We start from the raw sequence: 23,817 nt of genomic DNA, 5'->3' as shown, positions 1-23,817 counted from the left end.
GCAAGAGGCAAGAAACGTCGAGGGGCAGCCATGGCCGACATCCAGATCATCGAGACCGAGTTTGCCGCCGCAGCCGCCGTCGCGGGGCTTCTCGCGCGGCGCCGCGTGCGGCTTCAGCCTGTCGGCGCGTCCGCGGCGGGCGTGGCGGTCTTTGTATGCTCGGCCCGGCACGAGGCCGCGCTGGGGGGCACCCCGGCCGTCACCTCGGCGGCCCGTGCCGCGGGCGCGCGCTCGGTCGTGATCGTCGAGGAAGGCGCCGCCACGCTGGCGATCGCGGCCGAGATGGGCGGACGGCTGCTGCGCGTGGCCCTGCCGCCCGCTGCCGGCCAGCCCGCCCATCGCGACGCGGCCCTGCTGACGCTGGCGGACCTTCTGGCTTCGCAGGTCTCGGCGATGGTGGCGGCCGATGCGGCCACCGGCGCGCTGATCGACCTCGCCGCCCGCGTGGCCCGCACCGACGTCACCGTCTTCGTGAACGGCCCGACCGGCTCGGGCAAGGAGGTGCTGGCGCGCAAGGTCCACGAGGCGAGCCGCCGCGCCGGAGCGCCCTTCATCGCGATCAACTGCGCCGCCATCCCCGAGAACATGCTGGAAGCCATGCTGTTCGGCCACGAGAAGGGCGCCTTCACCGGCGCCTCGGGCGCCAACAAGGGCATCATCCGCGCGGCCGAAGGCGGCACGCTGCTGCTGGACGAGGTGTCGGAAATGCCGATGGGCCTGCAGTCGAAGCTCCTGCGCGTGCTGCAGGAGCGTCGCGTGACGCCGCTCGGCAGCCAGACCGAGGTGCCGGTGGACGTGCGCATCATCGCCACCTCGAACCGCCACATGCCCGACGAGGTCCGTGCCCGCCGCTTCCGCGAGGATCTGTGGTATCGCCTGAACGTTTTCCCGCTGGCGACCAAGCCGCTCTGCGAACGCGAGGACGACATCCCGGCGCTGGCCGTGGCGCTTCTGCGCCGGCACTGCCCGGCCGACATCGCCCTGCCCACCATCACCCCCGAGGCCTTCGACACGCTTCTGGCGCATGACTGGCCCGGCAACGTCCGCGAACTGGAGAACGTGATCCAGCGCGCGCTGGTGCTGCACGAGGGCGGCCGCATCACCCCGGCGGACATCGTGATCGACGCGGTCCCGGTGCTGCCGGTGCGCCCGCTGCACCTCGCCGCCGTCTGACGAGGTCCGACCCATGAGCATCAACGGCATCTCCGGCGCCTCGCCGCTGGTGGCGCTGTACGGGCCCACCGCTACCCAGCGCCCCGAGCCCGTCACTTCGACCGAGAAGACACAGGCCCCCGCCTTCAGCGAACGCCTTGGCGGCGCGATCCAGGATCTGGCCAAGGCGCAGGCCGAAGCGGGCGACAAGGCCGCGGCCTTCGAGACCGGCCAGAGCTCGAACCTCGCCGAGGTGATGATCAGCCAGCAGGTCTCGTCGCTCGGGTTCCAGCTGGCGCTGAACGTGCGGAACAAGGCGCTCGGCGCCTACCGCGACATCATGAACATGCCGGTCTGAGCACCGGGGAGACCGACAGATGGCCCTCTCTCCCACCCCTCCGGCGGTTCGCGGCCCGGAAAACGCGCTGGTGGCGCAGGTCCGCGGTGCGCTGACCCAGGTGCAGCGCTTTGCCGACCAGCCGGGCCTGCGCCGCGCCCTGCCCGCCATCGTGATCCTGTCGATCACCGCCATGGCGCTCGCCGGCTGGTTCCTGATGCGCGAGCCCGCCCGGATGACGCTTTATCCCGGCCTGCCCGAGGCCGAGAAGGCGCGCGTGATCGACACGCTGACCGGCGGCGGGATCGACGCGGTGGTCGATGCCCGCACCGGCGACATCGCGGTGCCCAAGGCCGACTATCACCGCGCGCGGATGCTGCTGGCGTCGCAGGGCCTGCCGCAGGGCCTGCCCGATGGCGGGGTCATGCTGGACAACCTGCCGATGGGCACCTCGAAATCGGTCGAGACCGCGCGGCTCCGGCAGGCGCAGGAGCTGGACCTTGCCCGCTCGATCACCGAGATCGCGGCGGTTTCGGCAGCGCGGGTGCATCTGGCGCTGCCGGAGCGGTCGGCCTTCCTGCGCGACAGCCAACCGCCGCGGGCCAGCGTCTTCCTGCAGGTGGCGCCCGGGCGCGCGCTTGACGGCGCGCAGGTCGAGGCGATCGTGAACCTCGTCTCCTCCTCGGTGCCGGGCATGGCGCGGCAGGACGTGACGGTGGTGGACCAGATGGGGCGCCTTCTGTCGCGCGGATCCGACGATCCCGGCGCGCTGGTCAACGACCGCCAGCTCCAGCACCGCGTCCAGATGGAGACGCTCTACCGCAACCGCATCGAAAGCCTGCTGACGCCGATCGCGGGGCCCGGCAACCTCGCCGTGCAGGTGACGATCGACATGGACTTCACCCGGCAGGAGATCCGCGAGGAACAGGTCGACCCCGAGCGTTCGGCGCTGCTGTCGGAACAGAGCCAGGTCGAGGAAAGCGCCGACCCGCAGGCCAAGGGCATCCCCGGCGCGGTGTCGAACACGCCGCCGGCCGAGGCGCAGCTGTCGCCCGAGGCTCCGGCGAAGGCGCCTGAGGCGGCGCAGCCCGCGCTTCGCAGCCGCTCCACCGGATCGACCCGCAACTTCGAGATCAGCCGCAAGGTCGAGACCACCCAGCCCGCCACCGCCCGCATCATGCGCATCAGCGCGGCGGTCCTGGTGCGCGCACAGCCGCAGCCCGCGGCCGAGGACCCTGAGGCCCCGCCGCCCCCGCTTCTGCCCGATGCGCTGAAGGCGGACCTGGAACGGCTGACCCGCTCGGCCATCGGCTTCGACGAGGGCCGCGGCGATGCGGTGACGATCACCGCCCAGCCCTTCCTCGACACGATCGCGACCGAGCCCGCGGGCTGGACCTCGCAGCCCTGGGTCGCGGATGTCGCGCGGCAGGTGTTCCTGCTGGCGGCGCTGGCCGTGGTCGCCCTTGGCGTCGTGCGCCCGATCCTGAACCGCGTGCTGCTGCCGGCGCCGGCCGCCGCCGGCACCCAAGGCCTCACGCCCGACGAAGCCGCGGTCGAGGTTGGCGAAGGCGAAAGCCTCGATGACGTGCGCGCCCGGCTCAAGGCCCGGCAGGGCGCGCTGACCAAGAACATGCTCGACGCCGCCAAAAGCCACGAGGAGCAGATCCTGGTGATCCGCAAGCTGGTCGAGGAGGACGCGGGCCGGATTGCCACGACGTTCCGCCAGATGATCGCCTCGGAACTCGACACCGTGAACTGAGATGAGCAAAGCCGCCGCCTCCAACTTCAAGACGCTGTCGGGCACGCAGAAGGCCGCGATCCTGCTGATGCTGTTCGGCGAGGCCACCGCTGCGCAGATCATGCGCAACCTTTCCCCGCGCGAGGTGCAGCATCTGGGCGCCGCGATGTATACGGTGCGGGGCGTCGATCAGGACACGCTTTCGCTTGTGCTCGAGGATTTCCTCGAAACGCTGCGCCGGCAGACCGGCCTTGGGTTCGGCGCGGCGGGCTATATCCGCAACGTGCTCTCGGCCGCCTTCGGCGAGGACAAGGCCGAGACGGTGATCTCGCGCATCGGCCAGTCATCCAGCGAGCGGCCGCTGGAAATCCTCGATTGGATGGATGCGCCTTCGATCGCCGAGCTTCTGGTGGACGAGCATCCCCAGATCATGGCGCTGACCATCGCCTGCCTCGACCATGCGCTGGCGGCGCAGGTGCTGACGCTTCTGCCCGAGGAGGTGCAGCCCGAGGTAATCCAGCGCATCGCCTCGCTGAACACCGTTCAGCCCGAGGCGCTGGCCGATCTGGAACAGGTCATGCAGCGCAAGTTCAAGGCCTCGACCACCATGCGCGCGAGCCAGATCGGCGGCGTGAAGGCGGCGGCGAAGATCATGAACTTCACCCGCACCGCGACCGAGGCGCGGATCCTGCGCGACATCCGCAAGGACGACAAGGACCTGATGCAGTCGATCCAGGACAACATGTTCGTGTTCGACAACCTCATCAAGTCCGACGACCGCTCGCTTCAGACGCTGCTGCGCTCGGTCGAGAACGACGTGCTGGTGCTGGCGCTGAAGGGCGCGGACGAGTTGCTGCGGGCGAAGATCCTGGGCTGCATGTCCACCCGCGCGGCCGCCAACCTCCGCGACGAGATGGATGCGATGGGTCCGGTGCGGCTGACCGACGTGCAGGCGGCCCAGAAGCAGATCATCGCGGTGGCCCGGCAGCTGTCGGACGAGGGCACGATCGTCCTCGCCGGCCGCGGCGGCGAACAGATGGTGTAAGGCATGAACGCACAAAGCCCCATCGGTCCCGAGGACGTGCTGGCGATGATCCGCGACTCTGCCGCGCGCGGATTCGGCCGCACGCCGCTTTCACTGCCCGACCCGGCCACGCCGTTCCGCGCGACCCCGCTTGCCGGTCTCGTCCGGGGCATCGCATCCGAGGCGGATGCCATCCTGCTGCCGGAGCCGGACCCGGCCGAGGTGCAGGCGCTGCCTCAGGCGCCGGACCCGCAGGCCCTGGAGGCTGCGCGGGCCGAGGGGCACGCGGCGGGCCATGCCGAAGGCTGGCGCGAGGGGCATGCCGCGGGCCTTGCCGAAGGCAACCTGGCCGGACGGGCCGAGGCGCAGGCGGCGCTCGCCACGGCGCGTGCCGCCTTCGAGGCCGCGGTGGCGCGGCTCGCCTCGCCCGCGGCCGCGGACACCGCCCGGCTTGCCGAGGCGATCGACCAGGCGGTGCGCGCGCTTGCCGCCCAGCGGGCGGGGCTTGCCATCGACGACCACCCCGAGACCTTCGTGGCGCGGATCGAGGCGCTGGCCGACCGCGTGTCGCAGGGCCTGCGCCAGGTCGCCCTTCGGCTGAACCCCGACGATCTGGCCGCGATGACGCCGCATCTCGGCACGTCGGAGCTGCTGGCCGCGGCGCGGCTGCAGCCCGATCCGCGCCTCGCCCGCGGGGATGTCGAGATCCGCGCCGAGGGGATCGTTCTCGCCGATCTGCTGGGCGGGTCACGATGAACGCGGTGATCGAGAGCATTGAGCACCATCTTGGCCAGATGCCGCACCGGCAGGCGCCGCAGGTCACCGGCCGCGTCAGCCGCTACGACGGGCTGATCCTTGAATGCGCCGGATTTCCGGCCAGTCCCGGCGCCCTTTGCCGGGTCGAGACCGAGACCGGCCCGGAGGTTCAGGGCGAGGTGATCGGTTTCGCCAAGGGGCGCAACCTGCTGTTCCTCGACCAGATGCGCGCCCCGGTGATCGCGGGGGCCCGCGTGCGCCTGATCCCCGGCGGGCAGATGGCGGCCGTGGGCCCCGCGCTGCTCGGCCGGGTGATCGACGCCGAGGGCGCGCCGCTCGACGGCCTCGCCCCGCCCGACTGCCCCGAGGAATGGCCGCTGGCGGGGCGTCCGATGAACCCGCTCGCCCGTACGCCGGTCAGCCGCCCGCTGGACGTGGGCGTTCGGGCGATCAATGCGGCGCTGACGGTGGGACAGGGCCAGCGGATCGGCATCGTCGCCGGATCGGGCGTCGGCAAGTCGGTGCTGATCGAGATGATGACGCGCTATACCGCCGCCGACGTGATCGTGGTGGGACTGATCGGCGAACGCGCGCGCGAGGTCGGCGCCTTCGCGGCCTCGGTGATGAAGGGCGAAGCGGCCTGCAAGCTCTGCATGGTCGCGGTGCCCGCCGACCGATCGCCGCTGCTGCGCCTGCGCGCCGCCCGCCGCGCAACGGCCATCGCGGAATACTACCGCGCGCAGGGGCGGCAGGTGCTGCTGATCATGGACAGCCTGACGCGCGTCGCGCACGCGCAGCGCGAGGTGGGCCTGGCCCTCGGCGAGCAGCCGACCGCCAAGGGCTATCCGCCCTCGGTCGTCTCGATGATCCCCGGCCTGATCGAGCGCACGGGCCCGGGCCTGCCCGGCGAGGGCGCGATCACCGCGATCTACACCGTCCTTGCCGACGGCGACGACACCACGAACGACCCGGTGGTCGATACCGCGCGGGCGATCCTTGACGGGCATTTCGTGCTTTCACGGCGACAGACCCAGATGGGCCTCTATCCCGCCATCGACATCCCGCATTCGGTCAGCCGCACCATGAACGACGTGGTGGACGAGCGCCACCGCAAGGCCGCGGCCCGGCTGCGCCAGCTGATCTCGCTTTATACCGAGAACCGCGACCTGATGCTGATGGGCGGCTATGCGGCCGGGCAGGACGCCGATCTCGACCAGGCGGTGCAACTCTGGCCGCGGATCCGCGAGCTGATCGGACAGGGACCGCACGAGCCTGCGGATTTCGACGCAAGCCGCGCCGCGCTGCTCGCGCTGACGGGGATGTAGCATGCGGGGTAAATCCCATCTTCTCGGCCTGATGGCCCGGCGCGAGACGGTGCGCCTGATGCAGGCCCAGGGCGCGCTGCGCGAGGCGCGCGACCGCCATGCCGAAGCTGCAGCCCTGGCCGAGCGGCTGACGCAGATGCTGGAGGGGCGCCGGACCGATGGCGGCGGCCCGGTCGCTGCGGCCGATCTGTTCCGCGCCCACCGGCTGAACCTGCAGATCGCCGAGCAGGCCCGGATCAGCGCCGCACGCGCCGCGGATCTGGAACTGGCGCTCGCACAGGCGCAGGCCGAGATGGCGCGACAGGATCATCGCACGCGCCACTTGCAGGACGCCGCCACCACCACCCGCGCCGCCGAGGCCGAGGAGAGGCTGGCGAAGGCCGATGCCCTGCGCCCCGCCCCACGCCGCGGCTGAGACCGGGGCCGGGGCGGCACTGGCACCGAACTTGCAGGATCGGAGGCAGTCAGGAGGCAGGCATGAAGATCTCGGAGGCGCAGGGACAGGACTGGATCGCGGCACCGGGCAGTGCGCCCGCGGTGCCGGCGACGCCTGATCTTTTCGCGATGCTGCTTGCCGCGACCGTCGTGGCCTCGCCGGCGCGCACCTCCACCATGGCGGCCGGGGGCGAGGCGGCTCCGGTGCCCGCTCCCTCCTCGGTCGAGGTTCCGGCGACCGACATGGCCGCTGATGGGCCGCGGCTCGCGGACCCGACGCGGTCGCCGCATGAGGCTCTGCCGGGGCAGCCTGCGCCGCCGTCCGACATGATCCCGACGGGCAGCCTCCGCCTGAGGTCCGCGGGGAACCCGCCGACCGGCGTCCCGACCGCCCTGCGCAGCACCGCCAGATCGGAAGACCTGGTGCCCGCACCGTCCGCGGATCACCCCGCCATGGCTGCGGAACAGGGCGAGTGGGCCGGGGCACGGGGGGAACCGCCTGGCGGCCTCCACCCGAATGCAGCGGAAGGACGCGCCCCTTCATCGCTGCACCCGCGCAAGGCGAGCGAGACCCCGCACGGCCACTCGCCCGCAAAGCCGGAACCGTCGGGCGAGACGCTGCCCGCGGAGGCGCTGCAGGTCGATCTCGCCCCCGGCCTGTCCGTCCCCGCAGCGGACACGGGTGCGGCTGCCCTCGCCGCGCCTGCCGTTGCGGAAGGACCGGCCTCCGCCGCTGCACGGGCGGGGGGTCACCTGCCGGGGCCGTCTGCATCGACAACGCCCCGCTCTGGGCCCGCCATCGGGCCGCAGACGCAGGGCACCGCCCTGCCGCAAGGCGCAGCGCAGGTGCGGGACGACGGCAGTTCCGCCTACCGGGCGGCCGGCCGATCCCCGGCGGCGATGCCGGGGCCGGTTGCGGCAGCCGGCCCGGCAGAGGCGGAGGCCGGTCAGCCCCTCGCGGAACCGCCGGGACCTGAACGTCCCGTCGGGGCGCCCCGGGGAACCCCGCAGGAAGGGCACCCTCCCGCGCCCCGATCCGACCGAGGTGCGACCGCACTGGAAGGCCTGCGGCCGATGTCCTCCGCAATGGACGCGCCCCGCCCGCTGCCGCCACAGGACCCCGCGCCGGTCCGGCAAAGCGCGCTCGACCCCGCCGCCGGCACGCCCGGCCCTGCGGAGCCTTCGGCAGACCGGCCAAACGCAGCCCCGCGGCGAAGCGGCCCCGTCGCAGCCGCGCATGTGCAGGAGACTCCCGTCTCCCCACCGGCGCGCCCCGGACCGGGCGAGACCGGACCCGCCGCGACCGCTGCGGGTGCACCGAGCCCCATCCTGCCGCCGGACCTGCCCTTGGCGGACCGCGCCACCTCCCTACCGGAAACCCGGGACGCGGGATCGGCCGCCGGCGCGGGCAGCGCGGAACCGCTGTCGACCTTCTCACCGGACTGGCCGGCGGCGATCGACGACCGCCTTGCCGCGGCACTCGATGCGGGACTGTCGGAGCTGGAGATCGTCCTCTCGCCCGAGTCGCTGGGACGGCTGAAGATCCGCGTCGAGATGCGCGACGGCGCCGCCTCCGTCAGCTTCACCACCGAGACGCCCGAGGCCGCGCGGCTGCTGGCGGGCCAAGAGGGCCGCCTGTCGGACCTGCTGGAGAAGGGCGGCCTGTCCCTCGCCCGGCACGAGGCGGGCCAGGGCGACACTGGCGCCCGGCAGGACCAGCCCGAACGCGGCCCGCGCCGCGCGGCCTTCCGGCCCGCGCCCCCCGCCCCCGATACCGACGCCCGCGCCGCGGGCCTTGTCAACCTGATCGCCTGAGGACCCGACCCGTGACCGATGCAACCGCCATCATCGACCGCAAACCCCGCCGTGGGCGGGGCCTGCTGAAGGCGCTGGGACTGCTTTTGCTGGGCGCGCTGCTGCTGGGCGCAGGTTTCGGCGCGGGCTTCTTCTACTTCGCCAATCCGCTGTCGCCCAACAAGGACGTGATGCGGCTGATCGAGCATGCCGCGCCCGAGGCGCAGGAACAGCAGGCCGAGACCCCGGACGAGAATGCGCCGCAGAAGGTGCCGCGGCCGACGCCCGATCAGGAGACCTTCGTCACCAGCTATTACGAGTTCAAGGAGCCGCTGACCACCAACCTGCGCGCCTCGCGTCGCTTCCTGCAGGTGGGCATCGGACTTTCGACGCAATACGACCAGAAGGTGATGGACAACGTCGCGCGCAACGAGATCGCGCTGCGCTCGGACGTGCTCGCCGTCGTCGGCTCCTTCTCCGAGGAGGAACTGCAGGACAAGGCGGGCCGCGACCGGCTGGCCATCGCCGTGCGCGATGCGGTGAATGCCCGCCTCGTGACGCTCGAAGGCTTCGGCGGGATCGAAGCCGTCTTCTTCCCCTCGTTCATCCTGCAGTAGATCATGGCCGCCACGCCCCGCAAGCTGTCATCCAAGGAGGTCGCGGCCCTCGTCGGCAACCTCATGGAGGCCAGCGACAGCCTGAGCATGGAGAACGGACTCGAGGTCCGGCCCTATGCCTTCGGCGAGAACGACCTCAACCTGCTCGGCGACTATCACGCGCTGCGCATGATCAACGAACGCTTCTGCCGCACGGCGCGCGACGTGTTCCTGCCCATGCTGCGGCTGCAGCCGCGGATCTCGTCCTTTCCGCCCGAGGTGCGCAGCTTCGACGACTACCGCTCGAGCCAGGACAACTTCGTCTCGATCACCGCCAGCCGCATCGAGGAGTTGCGCGGCAACCAGATGATCGTCATCCCGCCGCCCTTCATCTCGCTTCTGACCGACAGCTACTACGGCGGCCAGATCCGCCACATCAAGAGCGCGCGCACGGAGTTCACCGCGACCGAGCAGCGGGTGATCGAACTGGTGACCGACCGGCTGAACATCGCGCTGCAACTGGCGTGGCGAGACCTGATGGCACTGACCTTCGCCGTCGCCAGCCGCGAGGAGTCCATGCAGTTCGCCTCGTTCGTCGATGGCGACGACATGATCGTGAACTGCTCGTTCATGGTTCAGCTGCCGGGAACCGAGCCGGCGAGCTTCGACGTGCTCTATCCGTTGCAGACGCTGAAGCCGATCTCGTCGCAGCTGCGCTCGCGGATGCAGTCGGATTTCGTGGACGACGACCGGACATGGCGCGAGAAGCTGCAGCGGGCGATCCTCGAGGTCCCGCTGACGCTTTCGGCGCGGCTCTGCGAGCCCGAGGTGCCGCTGCGCCAGCTGATGCAGATCCAGCCGGGCGACGTGCTGCCGGTGCAGCTGTCGGACACGGTGTCGCTGCTGGTCGAGGGCCAGCCGATCTTCGACGCCACCCCCGGCGAGCGTGGCGGACAGACCGCGCTGAACCTGACCCGCCGGCGGACCCGCAGCTGATGCGCCCCGCCGGCTGAAGACGACGCGCGCGGGGCACCCCCCGCCGCAAGGCGAAACGAACCCGGTGCCCCGTGGCCCGGATGAACCGGAACCGAGAATGACCGACACGCCCCGCCCCTCCTCCGACCGCCTCGGCGCCGAGAACCTGCGCCTTCTGGAAAACATCGGCGTTCGCCTGACCGTCGAGGTCGGCCGCACCGAGATGACGATCCGCGACCTCCTGCGGCTGTCGGAAGGCTCGGTGGTCGAACTCGACCGGCTCGCCGGCGACCCGCTCGACGTTCTGGTGAACGGCACCCCCATCGCGAAGGGCGAGGTGGTGATGGTGGGCGAGCGCTTCGGCATCCGTTTCGGCCAGATCATCGAGCCGGAGAAGCGCGCCGAAAGCCTCTGACGCGGCACGGATGTTGCACCCCTTCGGCAACTGCCAGAGGAGTGGCTTCGCTTGGACATCCTGCGCCCCGACCAGATCCTGACACTCGGGCTATTCCTCGGGCTTCTCGGCCTTCTGTGGCTGGTGGTGAAGCTGAAGGCACCCGGTATCCTGAAGACGCCCGGCATTTCGCGCTTCGCGAATGGCGGGCGGATCCGCGTGACCGAGGCCGCTGCTCTGGGTCCCCAGGACCGCGCGCTGATCCTGGCCGTGGACGGGCGCGAGTTCCTCGTGCTGCGCTCGCGCGGGGCGGCGCCGGTGGTGCTGCCGCTGGAGGCCCGCCCGTGATCCCCCTGGCGCTCCTCCTTTCGCTGCTGTCCGGCCCTGCCGCCGCTGCCGGCCTGCCCGCGGTCACCATCACCGAAGGCACCGGCGGCACGAGCTATTCGCTGTCGCTGCAGATCCTCGTGCTGATGACCGCGCTGACGGTGCTGCCCTCGCTGGTGCTGGGCATGTCGGCCTTCACCCGCATCATCATCGTGCTCTCGATCCTGCGGCAGGCGCTCGGAACGCAGCAGACGCCGCCCAACCAGGTGCTGATCGCGCTCGCGCTGTTCCTGACCTTCTTCGTCATGCAACCGACGCTGACCACGGTCTATTCCGAGGCGCTCTCGCCCTTCCTCGACGGCCAGATCGAGGCCGAACCCGCGATCGCGAAGGGCGGCGCGATCATGAAGGAGTTCCTCGTGGCCAACACCCGGGCGAACGACCTGCTGATGTTCTCGGACCTGTCCGGGGCGGGGCCTTACGCCGATCCGAAGGACGTGCCCTTCGCCACGCTCCTGCCGGCCTTCATGACCTCGGAGCTGAAGACGGCCTTCCAGATCGGGTTCCTTCTGTTCCTGCCCTTCCTCGTGATCGACATGGTGATCGCCTCGATCCTGATGGCGCTCGGCATGATGATGCTGTCGCCGATGCTGGTCTCGCTGCCGTTCAAGCTGCTGCTCTTCGTGCTGGTGGACGGCTGGGCGCTGACGGTCGGCTCGCTCGCCGCGACCTATGGGGGACAGTAATGGAATTCGACAGCGGCATCGAGCATCTGCGCATCGCCTACTGGAACATCCTGCTGACAGCCGGTCCCGTGCTCGTCGTGGCGCTGGTGGTGGGCCTGATCATCGGCGTGCTGCAGGCCGCCACCTCGATCAACGAATCCACGCTCAGCTTCGTGCCCAAGCTCGCCATCGTCATGCTGACCATGGCGCTCGCCTCGGGGTTCATGCTGACCCGGATGACCGACTACTTCGCCTTCGTCTTCGAGACGATCGCCTCGATCCACTGATGGATACCCTGCCCGGCCTCGACCTCGTCCGGCTGTCCGACTGGGCGGTGCGATTCCTGTTCGCCATGCTGCGGATCGGCGCCTTCCTGATCGCCTCGCCCGCCTTCGGGGGCCGCTTCGTGTCGCTACCCGTGCGGATCGTGGCCACGGTCGTGCTGACCCTGCCGGTGGTGGACCGCGTGGCGCTGCCGCCGACCGAGGTGCTCGCCTCGCTTCAGGCATTGCCGATGATGGCGCAGGAGATGGCGATCGGCCTCTCGGCGGGCCTCGTGCTGACCATCCTCTTTGCCGGAGCGGCGCTGGCCGGCGACCGCATCGCCTCGACCGCGGGCCTCGGCTTCGCCGCGCAGGTCGATCCCTCGGCGGGCGGGCAGACGCCTGTGGTGGCGCAGATCTTCGGCCTGTCGCTGACCATGGTGTTCCTTGCCCTCGACGGCCACCTTGCGGCGCTGCGGATCGTGCTGGAAAGCTACGAGACCCTGCCGCCGGGCGCGCCGTTCGACGCAGCAGGCTTCGTCGGCGCGGGTGTCGCGGCCGGCGGTCGGATGTTCCTGCTGGGCCTGCGGATCATGATGCCGGTGGTCAGCGCGCTCATCCTGATCAACGTGGCGATCGGCGTCATCACCCGCTCGGCGCCGCAACTCAACGTGTTCTCGTTCGGCTTTCCCGTCACCATGACGGCGACGCTGGTCCTGCTGTTCCTGACCGCGCCCGGCACGATGGGCGCGTTCGAGACGCTGGTCGGCGAAAGCCTCACGCTGCTCTCGGATCTTCTGGCGGGCGCCGATGGCCGAGGGTGACGACGGGCAGGAAAAGACCGAGGAGCCGACCGCGAAGCGCCGCGAGCAGGCGCGCGAGGACGGCTCCATCGTCACCTCGAAGGAGGTCTTCGTCTTCGCCACGCTGGCGGGCGGCACGGGCCTTCTGGTGCTGGCCCAAGGCGCGCTGCCGGGGCTGGTGCGCGGCTGGTCGGGATATTTCGTGCTGAACCCCGGCACGGACCTTGATGCGGCGATGCTTCTCCGGCTCGGGCAGGCCTGGCGCGAGGTGCTGGTCGCGGGTCTGATCGTCGCGGCGCCGCTGCTTGCGCTGGTGCTTCTGGTGCAGTTCGGCATGGGCGGCATCAACGTCTCGACCAAGGCGATGTCGCCGCGCTTCGACCGGGTGAATCCGGCGGCCGGGCTGAAACGCATGGTCTCGACCAAGGCGCTGGTGGAACTGGCGAAGGCGGTGGCCAAGGTCACGCTGCTGATCGGCGTGGCGGTGATGGTGCTGCGCGACGAGCTGGCGCCGCTCGACCGGCTGTGGACGGCCGAGGCGGGCGATGCGGCGCAGGTGATGGGCGCGGGCCTGCTGCATCTGCTGTCGGCGCTGCTGGTCGTGCTTGCGGTGATCGGCGGGCTCGACCTCGCGTGGCAGGCCTGGAGCCTGACGAACTCGATGAAGATGTCGCGGCAGGAGCTGAAGGAGGAATCCAAGGAGTCGAACGGCTCGCCGGAGGTGAAGGGCCGGATGCGCCGGATGCAGATGGAGGCCTCGCGCAACGGCGCGCGGCGCCGGGCCGCGCTTGACGACGTGCCGAGGGCCACCGCCATCGTGACCAACCCGACCCACTTCGCGGTGGCGCTGCGCTACGTGCCGGGCGAGACGCCGGCGCCGGTGATCCTCGCGCTCGGCAAGGGGCCGATGGCGCTCGACATCATCGAGCGCGGAAGGCGGGCGGGTATCGGGACCTTGCGCCTGCCGCTTCTGGCCCGCGCGCTCTACTTCACCGGCGACATCGGGCAGGAGATCCCGGACCCGCTCTACGGCGCTGTGGCGACGGTTCTCGCCCACGTCTACCGCCTCGACCGCGGCGAGGCCGCCGACCTGCCCGAGGTCGAGGTTCCGGTGTCCCTAGCCTTCGACGAATTCGGCCGGCCGCTGGGTGACGGGCCGGATGCCGGCCCCCGTCCGGCGTGACGGGTGGCTGGCATGGATCTTGCCCCATGGATCGCAGTGCAGGAGATGGCGCGATGACCGAAGAGACCGATCCCCTCAGCGACGGCATCGCCCGCGCGCTCAGCGCCGCGAGCGCGGCCAACGACGCCGCGCAGGATCTCGACCAGTTGCAGGCCGAGCACCGGGCTTTCGTCGAGCGGATCACCCTCGGCCAGAGGCGGATGCAGGCGATGTCGCTTGGCATCCTTGCCGGGGCCGGCGTGGCGGTCCTGCTGGGCGGCCTTGTCTATTTCCGCTCGGTCGCGGATCTGCGCGAGGCGGCCGAAGTGCAGGCCGCCGCGGGAGAGCTGATGATCAGCCGCCTGACCGAGCTGGGCGAGGTGATCGGGAAGGTCGAGGCGCTGTCGGGCAAGCTCGAGACGCTGGAGGCAGACCTCAAGGGCAGCATCGACGGCGTGGGCGAACGGATTGCCGGCGATCTGGAGGGTTTCGCACAGCAGGCCGCCGCGGTCGAGCCGCAGTTCGCCAGCGCGATCCAGAACCATGTCGACCAGAGCCTCGCCGGCACGCGCGACGCGCTGCTTGCCGCGCTGGGAGAGGTCGATGGCTCGCTGCGCAAGGCCATCGAGGCCGGCGCGGGGTCAAGCCCCGAACTGCGCTCCCTGATGGAGGAGCTGAAGGCCGGACGCCGGGTCGCCGCCCCCGCCCCGGCCCCGGCGCGGGCCGTCGCACAGCCCGCCCGGCCCGCCCGGAAGCCGGTGGCCCAGCCGGCGCCGAAGCCCGCGGACAACCCGATCCGGTTTCCCTGAACCGCCATGACCGACGCACTCTGCCTAGAACTTGCCTCGCCTTCCCCAGCCGGGGCCGCCCTGCACCTGCGGCCGGGCGACCGGCTTTGCCGCGTCAACGGCCTGCCCTTCACGGGCGCACCGGAGGATTTCGCCGCACGCTTCGCGGCAGCGCCCCGGCTTGCGCTCGGCTTCCGGCGCGGCGAGGCGGACTTCGTCGTGCTGGCCGAAACCGCGGCCCTCGGCGACTGGATTGCCGTTCCCGCCACGGCACTGCCGGACGGCGCAAGGTTGCACCCGGAGGCGCTTTGCAACTGGGAGGTGATGGCGGCACGCGACGGCTGCTATGACATCCAGCCCCTGCCCGCCTCGCGCGCCGCGCTGCTGGCTGCGCCCCTGTGGCTGTTGCAGATGCGGCTCTGGGGGCTGGCGGCGGCGCTGATGGCGGCGGTGGCCCTTGCCTTCGCCGTGGTGCCGTGGCTGGCCGTGCCGGTCTACCTGCTGGCGGCGATCCATGTCGGAAGTGCGGGCCCCGCCTATGTCCGGGCCGACCGCCGCCTGCGCGGGATGCAGCCGGTGGCGGTGCTGGCGGCGCGCAACGAGGCCGGGGCGCATGCGGCGTGGAGGGGACTTGATGGCCGCGCACGGTTCCTGTTCGCCCGCGCCCCGGCGGCCGCTGCCCCGGTGTCGGCCTGAACGGCGCGCGCCGCCGAACGGCCAGAGAGGGGCTCCCGTGGAAGCGGGTCAGAGTGCGCCGGTCACCAGCGCCTGCCTGCGGCGCTGGACCGAGGACGGGATGTTCAGCTGCTCGCGATACTTGGCAACCGTTCGACGGGCCAGCGTCACCCCCTCGTCCGAGATGATCCGGGCGATGGCATCATCGCTCAGCGGGTCGTCGGGGGACTCGGCCTGAACCAGCTTCTGGATGCGGTGCCGGACTGCCGCGGCCGAGCCGGAGGTGTCCCCCTCGCGGCTGGCCAGCGCAGCCGTGAAAAACGACTTCAGGGGAAAGGTGCCCTGCGGCGTGGCGATCATCAGCCCCGAGGTGACGCGGCTCACCGTGCTTTCGTGCACGCCGATGGCATCGGCCACCTCGCGCAGCGTCATCGGCTGCATCTTCGACAGGCCCTCGTCGAGGAAACCCTTCTGGCGCCGCACCACCTCGGCGCCGACCTTCAGCGTGGTCTGGTTGCGGTGCTCGACCGCGCGGGCCAGCCAGCGAGCCACCGAAAGCCGCTCGCCGACATAGGGCGCGGCGCGGCGCGCGAAGCCCTCGGCGGCATCGTCACGCACCACCACGGACGGAAGGGTGGACCGGTTCAGGTCGACGCGCCAGCCCTCGGCGCTGCGGCTGACCACCAGGTCCGGCGGCCGCTGCGGCGACGGCGCGGCATCGAACAGCGCGCCGGGCTTCGGGTTCAGCCCGCGCAGCTGGCGCAGGACGAGCTTCAGTTCCTCCATCCCGCAGCCGCAGGCACGGCAGATGCCGCGCAGATCCGCGGCAGCGAGCAGCGGCAGATGCCCGAGCACGGCCGAGAAGAGCGGCGTGAGCAGCCCCTGATCCTCGGCCTGCAGCCGCAGGCACTCGGCCAGAGACCGCGCGAACAGGCCGCGGGGCTCGATCCCCTGCAGCCGTGCCAGCAGCGCCTCGGCCTCGGCCTCCGACAGCCCCGCGCGCAGTGCCAGCACGTCCAGCGGCTGGCCGAGCCATCCCCAGGGTTCGAGCGCGTCGAGAAAGACCCCGGCGGACGCGGCTTCGGCCGGCGTCAGGCCAAGGCGCGCGATCTCGGCGCCGACATGGACATAGAGCGACGGCCCCGGATCGGCCGCGAGGCCCGCGATCCGGTCCCAGTCGTCGCCCACCGCCGCGGCCGTGCGGGGCAAGGCCACGGACGGCGCGGGCGCCGGAGGCAGGCGCAGCTCGACGAACGGGTTTTCCTCGGCCTGGGCCTCGATGAAGGACGAGAGTTCCGCATTGGGCATCTGAAGCAGGCAGATCGCCTGTTGCAACTGCGCCGTCACCACGAGCGACTGGCGCTGTGCGAAGCTCTGGGCGGTGTAAAGCTGCATCGTCAACGCCTTCCTGCTGTCCTTGCCCCCAAACTGGCCAAAAATTGCCGATCAGGCAAAATTTCCGTTTGACAGGGGTAAAACGACGGAAGCCTGACACGTCTGCGGCGGGCGCGCCGCGCAAGTGCCTGATGCGAAAGCCCTCCGCCCGATGCCGGGCGGAGGGCGCTTGGCCTGCTGTCGGTTTTCCGTCAGCCGCGGAGCAGACTCAGCACGTTCTGCTTGGACGAGTTCGCCTGCGCAAGCATCGCGGTCGCCGCCTGGCTGAGGATCTGGCCGCGGGCGAGCGCCGTCGATTCCGCGGCGAAGTCGGCATCCATCACCTGCGACTTCGCGGCCTGCACGCTGGTCGAGATGTTCGTCAGGTTCGAGATCGTCGAGTCGAGGCGGTTGGAGACGGCACCGAGGTCGGCCCGCGATTCCGAGATCTTCGACAGCGCCACGTCGATCACCTTGATCGCTTCGGCAGCGCCCTCGGAGGTCGTCAGGTCGATCTGCGAGACCGCGCTGAGCTTCGAGCCGAAGTGCTGGGAAGTGGTCATGGTTTCCGAACCACCTTCCGCTGCCGCAGCGGTTCCAAGAAGGGCGCGCGCCTCAAGGCTTCCGTCCGTGTCGAACATCGAGGTGTCGCCGGTGCCGGCCGTCACCGTGTCATAGAGCGTGTCTTCCGTCGGCGTGTCGGTCGAGTCCTCGACCTCGGCCCCGGCGGTGGCAGCCTTGTCGGTCGCGACCGAGAAGGAGTTGGTGGAAGTGAACTCCACGGTGCCCTTGATGTCGACGCTCGTGGTGCCGGAAGAGAGGGTCGCGCTCGCCGCCCCGTCACCGGTCGAGATCTTCATCGAGGACCCGGTGGTCGAGCTGGTGAAATCGTCGATCTCGATGTCGCGGCCGTCATTGGCGGTCAGCGAGATCTCGCCGTCCTTGATGCTCGCGCTCACGCCGGTCTGGCTGGTCTTCTGGTTGATCGCGTCGCGCAGCCCCTCGAGGCGGGTGCTGGCGTTCTCGGTCGTCTCGGCGGCGACGGACACCGCGTCGATCGCGACGCCGTTGATGGTCATCGAGACGGTCGAGGCGACGCCGGTGCCGCCGGCGTTCTTCGGGCCTTCCAGCGTCGCATTGGTCTGCGCCGTCGCGCTGACGCCGGTCGATGCGGTCTTGGCGTTGATCAGGGCTGCGATCTCCTTGGCGGATTCGCCGCCCTTCGTGGTCACCTGCTCCGAGCCGCGGTTGCCCGAGATCGTCAGCGTTTCGGCCGCGAAGTCCGAGGTCGAGGCTTCGGACGTCACCTTGTGCGCCCCGATGTCGCTGGCCTTGGCGCTTTCGACGTCGATGTTCATCGTGGTGCCCGAGTCGGCGCCGATCTGCATCTGCTTGCCCTTGAACGAGCCGTCGAGGATCTTCATGCCGTTGAAGGTGGTCGTTTCGGCGACGCGGTTGATTTCCGAGACAAGCTGGCTGGCTTCCGACATCAGCGAACCGCGGTCCGAGGCGGTGTTGGTGTCGTTCGAGGATTGCACCGCCAGTTCGCGCAGGCGCTGGAGCATCGACGAGACCTCGACGTGCGCGCCTTCGGTGGTGTCCACCAGGTTCTTGCCGTCCTGGGCGTTGCGGATCGCCTGGTTCAGGCCCATGACCTGCGCGGTCATCTTCTCGCCGATCGCCATGCCGGCGGCGTCGTCCTTGGCGGCGTTGATCCGCAGGCCGGTCGAAAGCCGCGTCATCGCGGTGTTGAAGTCGTCGTTCACGCGGGTCATGTTGGCCTGAGCCGCGATGGCACCGATGTTCGTGTTGATCGTCGTCATGGGATGAACCTCCTGATCTCGCCTCGCGCTCGGTGGCGCTCTGCCTCCTAAACGACCCGTTCCGAAAACTTTTAGCCGGCCGTCCCGAAAAGCCCGAAAGGCGGGATGCGGCACGCCTTCAGCCCGCACACCGCGCGCTGCCCGGGGCGGCGTGCCGGTGGTGCAGGATCCGGTCCCGCCGCCCGCGTGGCCGCGCGGCCCCATCGCGCGCGGGCGCTAAACCCGGCGGCCCCCGAGCCGTTACTGACGAAGGAGCGGAAGGAACATCGCCATGGCCGTGGACTATCTGAACGCACTCGGCGCATCCGGGTCAGGGCTGAACATCAGGCAGCTGACGACGAGCCTCGTCGAGGCCGACACCGCCCCGCGGCGCGCGGCGGCCGAGAAGCGGATCGAGGCGGCCGATGTCTCGATCTCGGCGCTCGGCAAGGTGCGGGCGCAGTTCGAGACGCTGTCGGGCGCCATCGGGGTGGTCACGCAATCCTCGGTGCTGAAGGCCACGAGTTCCAGTTCCGCGCTGGCGGTCACCGTCACCGACAAGGCGCTTGTCAGCGACTCCGCGACCTCGATCGAGGTGCTGCAGATGGCGCAGCGTCAGGTGATCGAGTTCTCGGGCTTCACCGCGGCGGATGCGCCCTTGGCCGCCGGACGGATCACGGTCGACTTCGGCGTCTGGTATGCGCCCGAAGGCGAGGAGGTCGCGACGAATTTCGCGGCCAATCCGGACCTTCCGGCCTCCTCCATCGACGTGGGCGACGGGGCGACGCTGCAGGACCTCGCGACCGCGCTTTCCTCGATCCCGGGCGTGACGGCGCGGGTGCTCGACAAGGGCGACGGCACTTTCTCGCTCGGCGTGATTTCAGAGCCCGGCGCCGGCAGCGCCCTGCGCTTCGGCGTGACCGAGACGGTGTCCGGCAGCGGCCTTGCCCGCTTCGACACCACGGCCAGCAATGCCGATGTCGAGATCCAGGCGGCCACCGACGCCGTGCTGACCGTGGACGGGATCACCGTCTCGCGCGGGTCGAACGAGATCGACGACCTGCTGCCGGGTGCCAGCCTGACGATTTCCGGCACCACCTCGGACGCGGCCACGGTCCGCTTCAGCCGCGACACCGAAACCGCCGAGGCCGCGATGACCTATCTGGTCGAGGAACTGAACGCGACCCTGTCGCTTCTGGGACAGCTGACGCTGCGCGCGACCGACGGCAGCGACTCGGGCGATCTTGCCGGTGACAGGATGGTCGAGGGGATGCGGCGGGAACTTGCCGCGCTGATCTCGCGACCGCTGAACGGGCATGGCGAGAAGCCGGTCTATCTCTCGCAACTGGGCGTCTCGACCAACCGCGACGGCTCGTTGCGCTTCGATGCGGATGCGTTCCAGACCGCCTTCGCCGAGCAGCCGGCGCTCTTCGACGCCATCTTCGCCAACAGCTTCACCTCGCCGCAGGCGGGCGTGTCCGTGACGGGCGTCCTGTCGGGCAGCGCGCCCTCGGGCGAGTTCGCTTTCCGGCGCGATGCGGTGACCGGCGAGGCGACGGTGGACGGAGCGGCCACGCTCGCCCTGCCCGCCGAGGACGGCCGGAGCCGCTATCTCGTCCTGTCCGGCCGGCTTTCGGGGCTGCTGGTGACGGTCGAGCCCGAGGTGACCGATGCCACCGTGCGCTTCGGCCGCAGCCTCGCCTCGTCGCTGCAGGGGCTGCTCGAGGGGGCGCTGGCCACCAACGGCGCCATTTCCGAGCGCGAGACGCAGATCAAGGCGGGCGTCGAGGCGCAGAACGCGATCCTCGAGAGCCTCGACACGCGCGAGGGCAAGCTGGAACAGCGCTACCTCGCCCAGTTCACCGCGATGGAACAGGCGGTGAGCCGGATGAAGAGCACCGGCACCTATCTCGAGAACCTGATCGCAGCCTGGCACGCGGACGACTGAGGCGGGCGATTTCCGGGCGCGCGGCGGACCGGGCGCAGGGCCGACGCCGGACGGCCAACCTCTGGCCGTCGCCCGAATGCCGGGTGCCCGCCTGGCGCGGGTCTCGCGGGAAGGCCGCCGTGGGGTGACCTCAGGCCTCGGCGCCGCGCAGGATGCCGAACTTCTTCATCTTCTCGATCAGGGTGGTGCGCCGCAGCCTCAGGGCATCGGCTGCGCGGGTCACGCAACCATCGCGCTGCGCAAGCGCGGCCTCGATCAGCGCCACCTCGATGTCGCGCAGGTAGCCGCGCAGGTCGAGGTCGGACCGGCTGGACAGCGCCTGCTGGAAGTGCTGCGGCTCGGGCAGGCCCTGTGTTGCGGGCGATGGCGGCGGCGGCAGGTTGCCCTCGCCCTCCGGGTCGGGCATGGCCAGTTGCAGAAGGTTCTCGCGCACGTGGCGTGCGGTGACCATCCGGCCGGGAAACAGCACGAAGGCGCGGGCCAGCACGTTGCGCAGCTCGCGCACGTTACCGGGCCAATCATGCGCCGACAGCGCCCGCAGCGCGCCGGCGTCGAAATGCGGCACGTCCGAGGCCGGGTTGCGCGCCTGATGATCGTCGATCATGCGGGCAAGGATCAGCGGAATGTCCGAGGTCCGCTCGCGCAGGTCGGGCAGGGTCAGCGGGAAGACGTTGATCCGGTAGAAGAGGTCGGTGCGGAAGCCGCCGGCGGCCACCTGCCGCGCAAGGTCGCGGTGCGTCGCGGTGACGAGGCGGAAGTCCACCTCGATCTCGGCGCTGCCCCCCACGCGCGAGATGCGCCGGCTTTCCAGAACGCGCAGAAGCTTCGCCTGCAGGGCAAGCGGCATGTCGCCGATCTCGTCGAGGAACAGCGTACCGCCGCTGGCCATCTCGATCCGGCCGATCCGCTGGCGGTCCGCGCCGGTGAAGGCGCCTTTCTCGTGACCGAACAGTTCCGACTCGAGAAGTTCCGCCGGAATCGCCGCGCAGTTGACCGCCACCAGCGGCCCCTGACGCCCCGAGGCGCGATGCAGCGCCTCGGCCGCCAGTTCCTTGCCGGTTCCCGTGGACCCGTGGACGAGGACCGGCGCGTCGCTGACGGCGACCGCCGCGATCAGGGCCTTCACCCGCCGGATCGGCAGGGACTCGCCCGGGATGACACGGTCGATCAGGCCGGCCGGCGGGGGCAACGGGCGGGAAACTGCGCCCTCGGGCGAGAAGTGACTGGTCATCTTGCGCGATCGCCATCCTTCGGAAAACAAGGTTAAAATCGCGTATATGTCGACGTCGCGTAAACAGAGCCATTGGCGCTTTCACCCGACCAAAAAGTCAGTCTTACACAATAGGGAGGCCCGTCCCATCCATTAGGAGAGGTTTCGTTCTCAGGGCTGTTCGGCAAGCACTGCGCGGAAGGACTCGATGCTCGTCCACCGCGCCCGCAGCCGGGGCGGCAGGTCGGCCTCGGCCAGAAGGCCCGTCGCGCCCTGCGGCAGGCGGGCGGGCAGGCGGGACGGGATGGCCGCGGCGGCCTCGGGCAGGCCGAAGGCCGCCATGCCATCCCCCAGCGCCACCATCGGCTGCGGCGCAAGGACCAGAAGCCCCTGCACCCGCGCGGCGGCCATGGTCGCCTCGTCGGGCAGCGGCCCGCCGGCATCGGCCAGCTGGACACCGCCGCGGGCCGCCTCGACCTTGGCAAGATAGGCCGTGCCGCGGCTCCGGTCGGACGAGTGATAGGCCGCGGTCGCCGCCTCCCACGAGCCGAGGCGCTGGCGCAGTTCCACGAGGAAACGCGCGGCATGGCGCGTGTTGCGCAAGGGGTCGATCATCTCTTCGGCCGAGCCGAAGGCTGGCGAATGCCAGCGCCAGTTCAGCTGCATGCAGCCGACATCGATGTTGGTGACGCCCGAAGCCACGACCGAGCGCAGCATCGCCAGCGCCTCGTCCCGGGTCTCGAAATACATCCCCTTTCCGCCCTGGTTCAGCGTCCAGGGCCAGGCGCCGCCGCTGCGGCCCGATTCCACGCGCGCGATCGCGGGCATGAGGCCCTCGGGGATGCCCGCCTCGGCCCCAGCAGCGGCGGCGAGCTGCTCACAGCTTTCCGCGGCGCGCAGCGCGGGCGTGCCCAGCAGGAGAAGGAGAAAAAGCGACAGCACCAGCCTCATGCCCTCCTCCGGGCAAGGCCCGTGCCAGTCGGGTCAGCGCAGGTAGTCGAACAGGCTGCGGTTCGCGATCTTCACATAGGTCTGCTGCGCCGCCTCCTGCGTCAGAAGCAGCGATTGCAGCCGGGTGACCGCCGCGGCCACATCCAGATCCTCGAGCCCGGCCACCGCCTGCGCCATCCGCGTCTGGCGCGCGGTGATGGTTTCCTTCTGCCGGTCCACGGTCGCGGCGAGCGAGCCTGCGCGGGCGCGCTGCTCGGCCATGTGGCTGACGGCATCGTCCAGCGCCACCGTCAGCTTCGAGGCGTGGAACCGCTCGGCCGCCAGCGGCTTCACCGTGCCCGCCGCATCGGTGAACGAGGCCAGCACCGCCGGCGTCTCGTCGCTGCGGCTGAACCCCGAAACCTCGATCCCGCCCCGCGCCGTCAGGAGCAGCGCACCCGTCCCGTCGGCACTGGCGCTGATGCCGGTCAGGCTGGACGCGGCGTTGATCGCATCCTCGACGGAGCCGGGCAGGACCTGCTCGATCCCGGCCGATCCCAGCGGGCCCGACAGCGTGAAGCGCAGCGTGGCCTCGCCCCGCACCGCCGCGATGGACAATGTGGCGCTGTCGTTCGCGCTGGCCGAGACGCTGGCCCGGCTGATCGGCGGCGTCAGGGCCGCGACCAGATCGTCGGCGATGTCGAACAGGCTGCGCACGCCGCCTGCCGTCCTCACCGACATGAAGACCTCGGATCCGCCGAGGCCGGTGGGCAGCCGCATGCTCTCGGACAGCTGCGCGACGGTCTGGCCGTCATTGCCGGCAAAGACGACCTTGCCCCCCTTCTCGACGAAGGCCGCCTCGGTCCCATAGCCCGAGAACAGGCCCTGCCCGAGGCCATCCGTGCGGTTCGCCGCCGACAGCAGCGCGTCGCGCAGCGCCTCGGCCTCGATCCGCAGGCCGGCGCGACCCTCGTCGGTCAGGCTGGCATTGCCCATCTGCAGCACGATGTCCTTCAACTCGCGCGTGTAGGTCGACACGTCCGACAGCGTCAGGTCGGCATGGGCCAGCCGGTCCGCCGCGGTGGTGGCATTGGCCGCGAACCGGTCGAGTGCCGCGCGCTGTTCCACCGCGGCCGACAGGCGGATCGACCGCGCGAGGTCGGTGGACGGCCGCGGGTCCTGCGTGCCGGCCGAAATCCGTTCCTGAAGGCTGCCGATGTCCGACTGCAGCCGGCTGAAGCTGCGGCTGGCGAGTGCGGCGAACAGGGTGTTACCGATGGTCAT

The 23,817-nt window shown here is 70.6% G+C and carries 25 protein-coding genes; 19 read left to right on the top strand and 6 right to left on the bottom strand.

Annotated elements, in window-relative coordinates:
- Positions 1-30: 30 nt before the first annotated feature.
- The 7 genes from CK951_RS07445 to CK951_RS07415 are packed head-to-tail and all read left to right on the top strand — an operon-like array spanning position 31 to position 6,747.
- On the top strand, positions 31-1,173 hold the full coding sequence (locus CK951_RS07445) for a sigma 54-interacting transcriptional regulator (protein WP_096785549.1): 1,143 nt from the start codon (positions 31-33) through the stop codon (positions 1,171-1,173).
- A gap of 13 nt (positions 1,174-1,186) precedes the next feature.
- Positions 1,187-1,510 (top strand): flagellar hook-basal body complex protein FliE, encoded by a 324-nt coding sequence (gene fliE / locus CK951_RS07440; protein WP_096785548.1) that lies wholly within the window; start codon positions 1,187-1,189, stop codon positions 1,508-1,510.
- 19 nt (positions 1,511-1,529) lie between these two features.
- A complete protein-coding gene (fliF, locus tag CK951_RS07435; RefSeq protein ID WP_096785547.1) occupies positions 1,530-3,248 on the top strand; it encodes a flagellar basal-body MS-ring/collar protein FliF in 1,719 nt (572 codons plus the stop codon).
- A gap of 1 nt (position 3,249) precedes the next feature.
- Positions 3,250-4,272: a flagellar motor switch protein FliG gene (fliG, locus tag CK951_RS07430; protein WP_096785546.1), complete on the top strand. Its 1,023-nt coding sequence runs from the start codon at positions 3,250-3,252 to the stop codon at positions 4,270-4,272.
- 3 nt (positions 4,273-4,275) lie between these two features.
- The gene (locus CK951_RS07425; protein ID WP_096785545.1) at positions 4,276-5,007 is read left to right on the top strand and encodes a FliH/SctL family protein; all 732 of its coding nucleotides are present in this window, start codon (positions 4,276-4,278) and stop codon (positions 5,005-5,007) included.
- Positions 5,004-6,332: a FliI/YscN family ATPase gene (locus CK951_RS07420; RefSeq protein WP_096785544.1), complete on the top strand. Its 1,329-nt coding sequence runs from the start codon at positions 5,004-5,006 to the stop codon at positions 6,330-6,332. The genes CK951_RS07425 and CK951_RS07420 overlap by 4 nt, the downstream gene beginning before the upstream one ends.
- Position 6,333: 1 nt before the next feature.
- Positions 6,334-6,747, top strand: coding sequence for a flagellar biosynthesis protein FliJ (locus CK951_RS07415; protein WP_096785543.1), 414 nt, complete (start codon positions 6,334-6,336; stop codon positions 6,745-6,747).
- Positions 6,748-6,796: 49 nt separating this feature from the next.
- Here the strand turns inward: CK951_RS07415 and CK951_RS07410 are convergent, their stop codons facing one another.
- Entirely contained in the window at positions 6,797-7,012 is a 216-nt protein-coding gene (locus tag CK951_RS07410; RefSeq protein WP_096785542.1) for a hypothetical protein, read from the bottom strand.
- A gap of 1,102 nt (positions 7,013-8,114) precedes the next feature.
- Here CK951_RS07410 and CK951_RS21635 point away from each other — a divergent pair.
- The 11 genes from CK951_RS21635 (at position 8,115) to CK951_RS07355 (ending at position 15,290) form a co-directional block, all read left to right on the top strand.
- Positions 8,115-8,582 (top strand): flagellar hook-length control protein FliK, encoded by a 468-nt coding sequence (locus CK951_RS21635; RefSeq protein WP_232520711.1) that lies wholly within the window; start codon positions 8,115-8,117, stop codon positions 8,580-8,582.
- An 11-nt stretch (positions 8,583-8,593) separates the two neighbouring features.
- Entirely contained in the window at positions 8,594-9,178 is a 585-nt protein-coding gene (gene fliL, locus CK951_RS07400) for a flagellar basal body-associated protein FliL (protein WP_096785540.1), read from the top strand.
- A gap of 3 nt (positions 9,179-9,181) precedes the next feature.
- Positions 9,182-10,153 (top strand): flagellar motor switch protein FliM, encoded by a 972-nt coding sequence (fliM, locus tag CK951_RS07395; RefSeq protein ID WP_096785539.1) that lies wholly within the window; start codon positions 9,182-9,184, stop codon positions 10,151-10,153.
- Positions 10,154-10,250: 97 nt separating this feature from the next.
- Entirely contained in the window at positions 10,251-10,547 is a 297-nt protein-coding gene (gene fliN / locus CK951_RS07390) for a flagellar motor switch protein FliN (protein WP_096785538.1), read from the top strand.
- 51 nt (positions 10,548-10,598) lie between these two features.
- Positions 10,599-10,874 carry a flagellar assembly protein FliO gene (locus CK951_RS07385; protein WP_096785537.1) on the top strand — a complete coding sequence of 92 codons (276 nt, stop codon included), beginning with the start codon at positions 10,599-10,601 and terminating at the stop codon, positions 10,872-10,874.
- Entirely contained in the window at positions 10,871-11,599 is a 729-nt protein-coding gene (fliP, locus tag CK951_RS07380) for a flagellar type III secretion system pore protein FliP (RefSeq protein ID WP_096785536.1), read from the top strand. The genes CK951_RS07385 and fliP overlap by 4 nt, the downstream gene beginning before the upstream one ends.
- The gene (gene fliQ, locus CK951_RS07375) at positions 11,599-11,865 is read left to right on the top strand and encodes a flagellar biosynthesis protein FliQ (protein ID WP_096785535.1); all 267 of its coding nucleotides are present in this window, start codon (positions 11,599-11,601) and stop codon (positions 11,863-11,865) included. Before fliP ends, fliQ begins: the two co-directional genes overlap by 1 nt.
- Complete coding sequence (gene fliR, locus CK951_RS07370; RefSeq protein WP_096785534.1) at positions 11,865-12,665, top strand: flagellar biosynthetic protein FliR; 801 nt, start codon at positions 11,865-11,867, stop codon at positions 12,663-12,665. The genes fliQ and fliR overlap by 1 nt, the downstream gene beginning before the upstream one ends.
- Positions 12,652-13,827 carry a flagellar biosynthesis protein FlhB gene (flhB, locus tag CK951_RS07365; protein WP_096785533.1) on the top strand — a complete coding sequence of 392 codons (1,176 nt, stop codon included), beginning with the start codon at positions 12,652-12,654 and terminating at the stop codon, positions 13,825-13,827. The genes fliR and flhB overlap by 14 nt, the downstream gene beginning before the upstream one ends.
- A gap of 53 nt (positions 13,828-13,880) precedes the next feature.
- A complete protein-coding gene (locus CK951_RS07360) occupies positions 13,881-14,615 on the top strand; it encodes a DUF2252 family protein (protein ID WP_096785532.1) in 735 nt (244 codons plus the stop codon).
- Between the two features lie 6 nt (positions 14,616-14,621).
- Entirely contained in the window at positions 14,622-15,290 is a 669-nt protein-coding gene (locus tag CK951_RS07355) for a hypothetical protein (protein WP_096785531.1), read from the top strand.
- A gap of 48 nt (positions 15,291-15,338) precedes the next feature.
- Here CK951_RS07355 and rpoN read toward each other — a convergent pair whose 3' ends face one another.
- Both rpoN and CK951_RS07345 read right to left on the bottom strand, forming a co-directional pair.
- Positions 15,339-16,664 (bottom strand): RNA polymerase factor sigma-54, encoded by a 1,326-nt coding sequence (gene rpoN / locus CK951_RS07350; protein ID WP_198402417.1) that lies wholly within the window; start codon positions 16,662-16,664, stop codon positions 15,339-15,341.
- 191 nt (positions 16,665-16,855) lie between these two features.
- On the bottom strand, positions 16,856-18,466 hold the full coding sequence (locus CK951_RS07345; RefSeq protein WP_096785529.1) for a flagellin: 1,611 nt from the start codon (positions 18,464-18,466) through the stop codon (positions 16,856-16,858).
- A gap of 271 nt (positions 18,467-18,737) precedes the next feature.
- On the opposite strand from CK951_RS07345, the gene fliD reads away from it, so the two are divergent.
- Complete coding sequence (gene fliD, locus CK951_RS07340) at positions 18,738-20,393, top strand: flagellar filament capping protein FliD (RefSeq protein ID WP_096785528.1); 1,656 nt, start codon at positions 18,738-18,740, stop codon at positions 20,391-20,393.
- A 130-nt stretch (positions 20,394-20,523) separates the two neighbouring features.
- Here the strand turns inward: fliD and CK951_RS07335 are convergent, their stop codons facing one another.
- From CK951_RS07335 to flgL, 3 genes are all read right to left on the bottom strand, one after another.
- The gene (locus CK951_RS07335) at positions 20,524-21,624 is read right to left on the bottom strand and encodes a sigma-54-dependent Fis family transcriptional regulator (RefSeq protein ID WP_096785527.1); all 1,101 of its coding nucleotides are present in this window, start codon (positions 21,622-21,624) and stop codon (positions 20,524-20,526) included.
- A gap of 150 nt (positions 21,625-21,774) precedes the next feature.
- Positions 21,775-22,554 (bottom strand): transglycosylase SLT domain-containing protein, encoded by a 780-nt coding sequence (locus tag CK951_RS07330; protein WP_096785526.1) that lies wholly within the window; start codon positions 22,552-22,554, stop codon positions 21,775-21,777.
- A 33-nt stretch (positions 22,555-22,587) separates the two neighbouring features.
- Positions 22,588-23,817 (bottom strand): flagellar hook-associated protein FlgL, encoded by a 1,230-nt coding sequence (flgL, locus tag CK951_RS07325; RefSeq protein ID WP_096785525.1) that lies wholly within the window; start codon positions 23,815-23,817, stop codon positions 22,588-22,590.

This window comes from Rhodobacter sp. CZR27 (assembly GCF_002407205.1).
Classification (GTDB): domain Bacteria; phylum Pseudomonadota; class Alphaproteobacteria; order Rhodobacterales; family Rhodobacteraceae; genus Cereibacter_A.
This window is presented reverse-complemented; position numbering and strand designations above follow the sequence as displayed.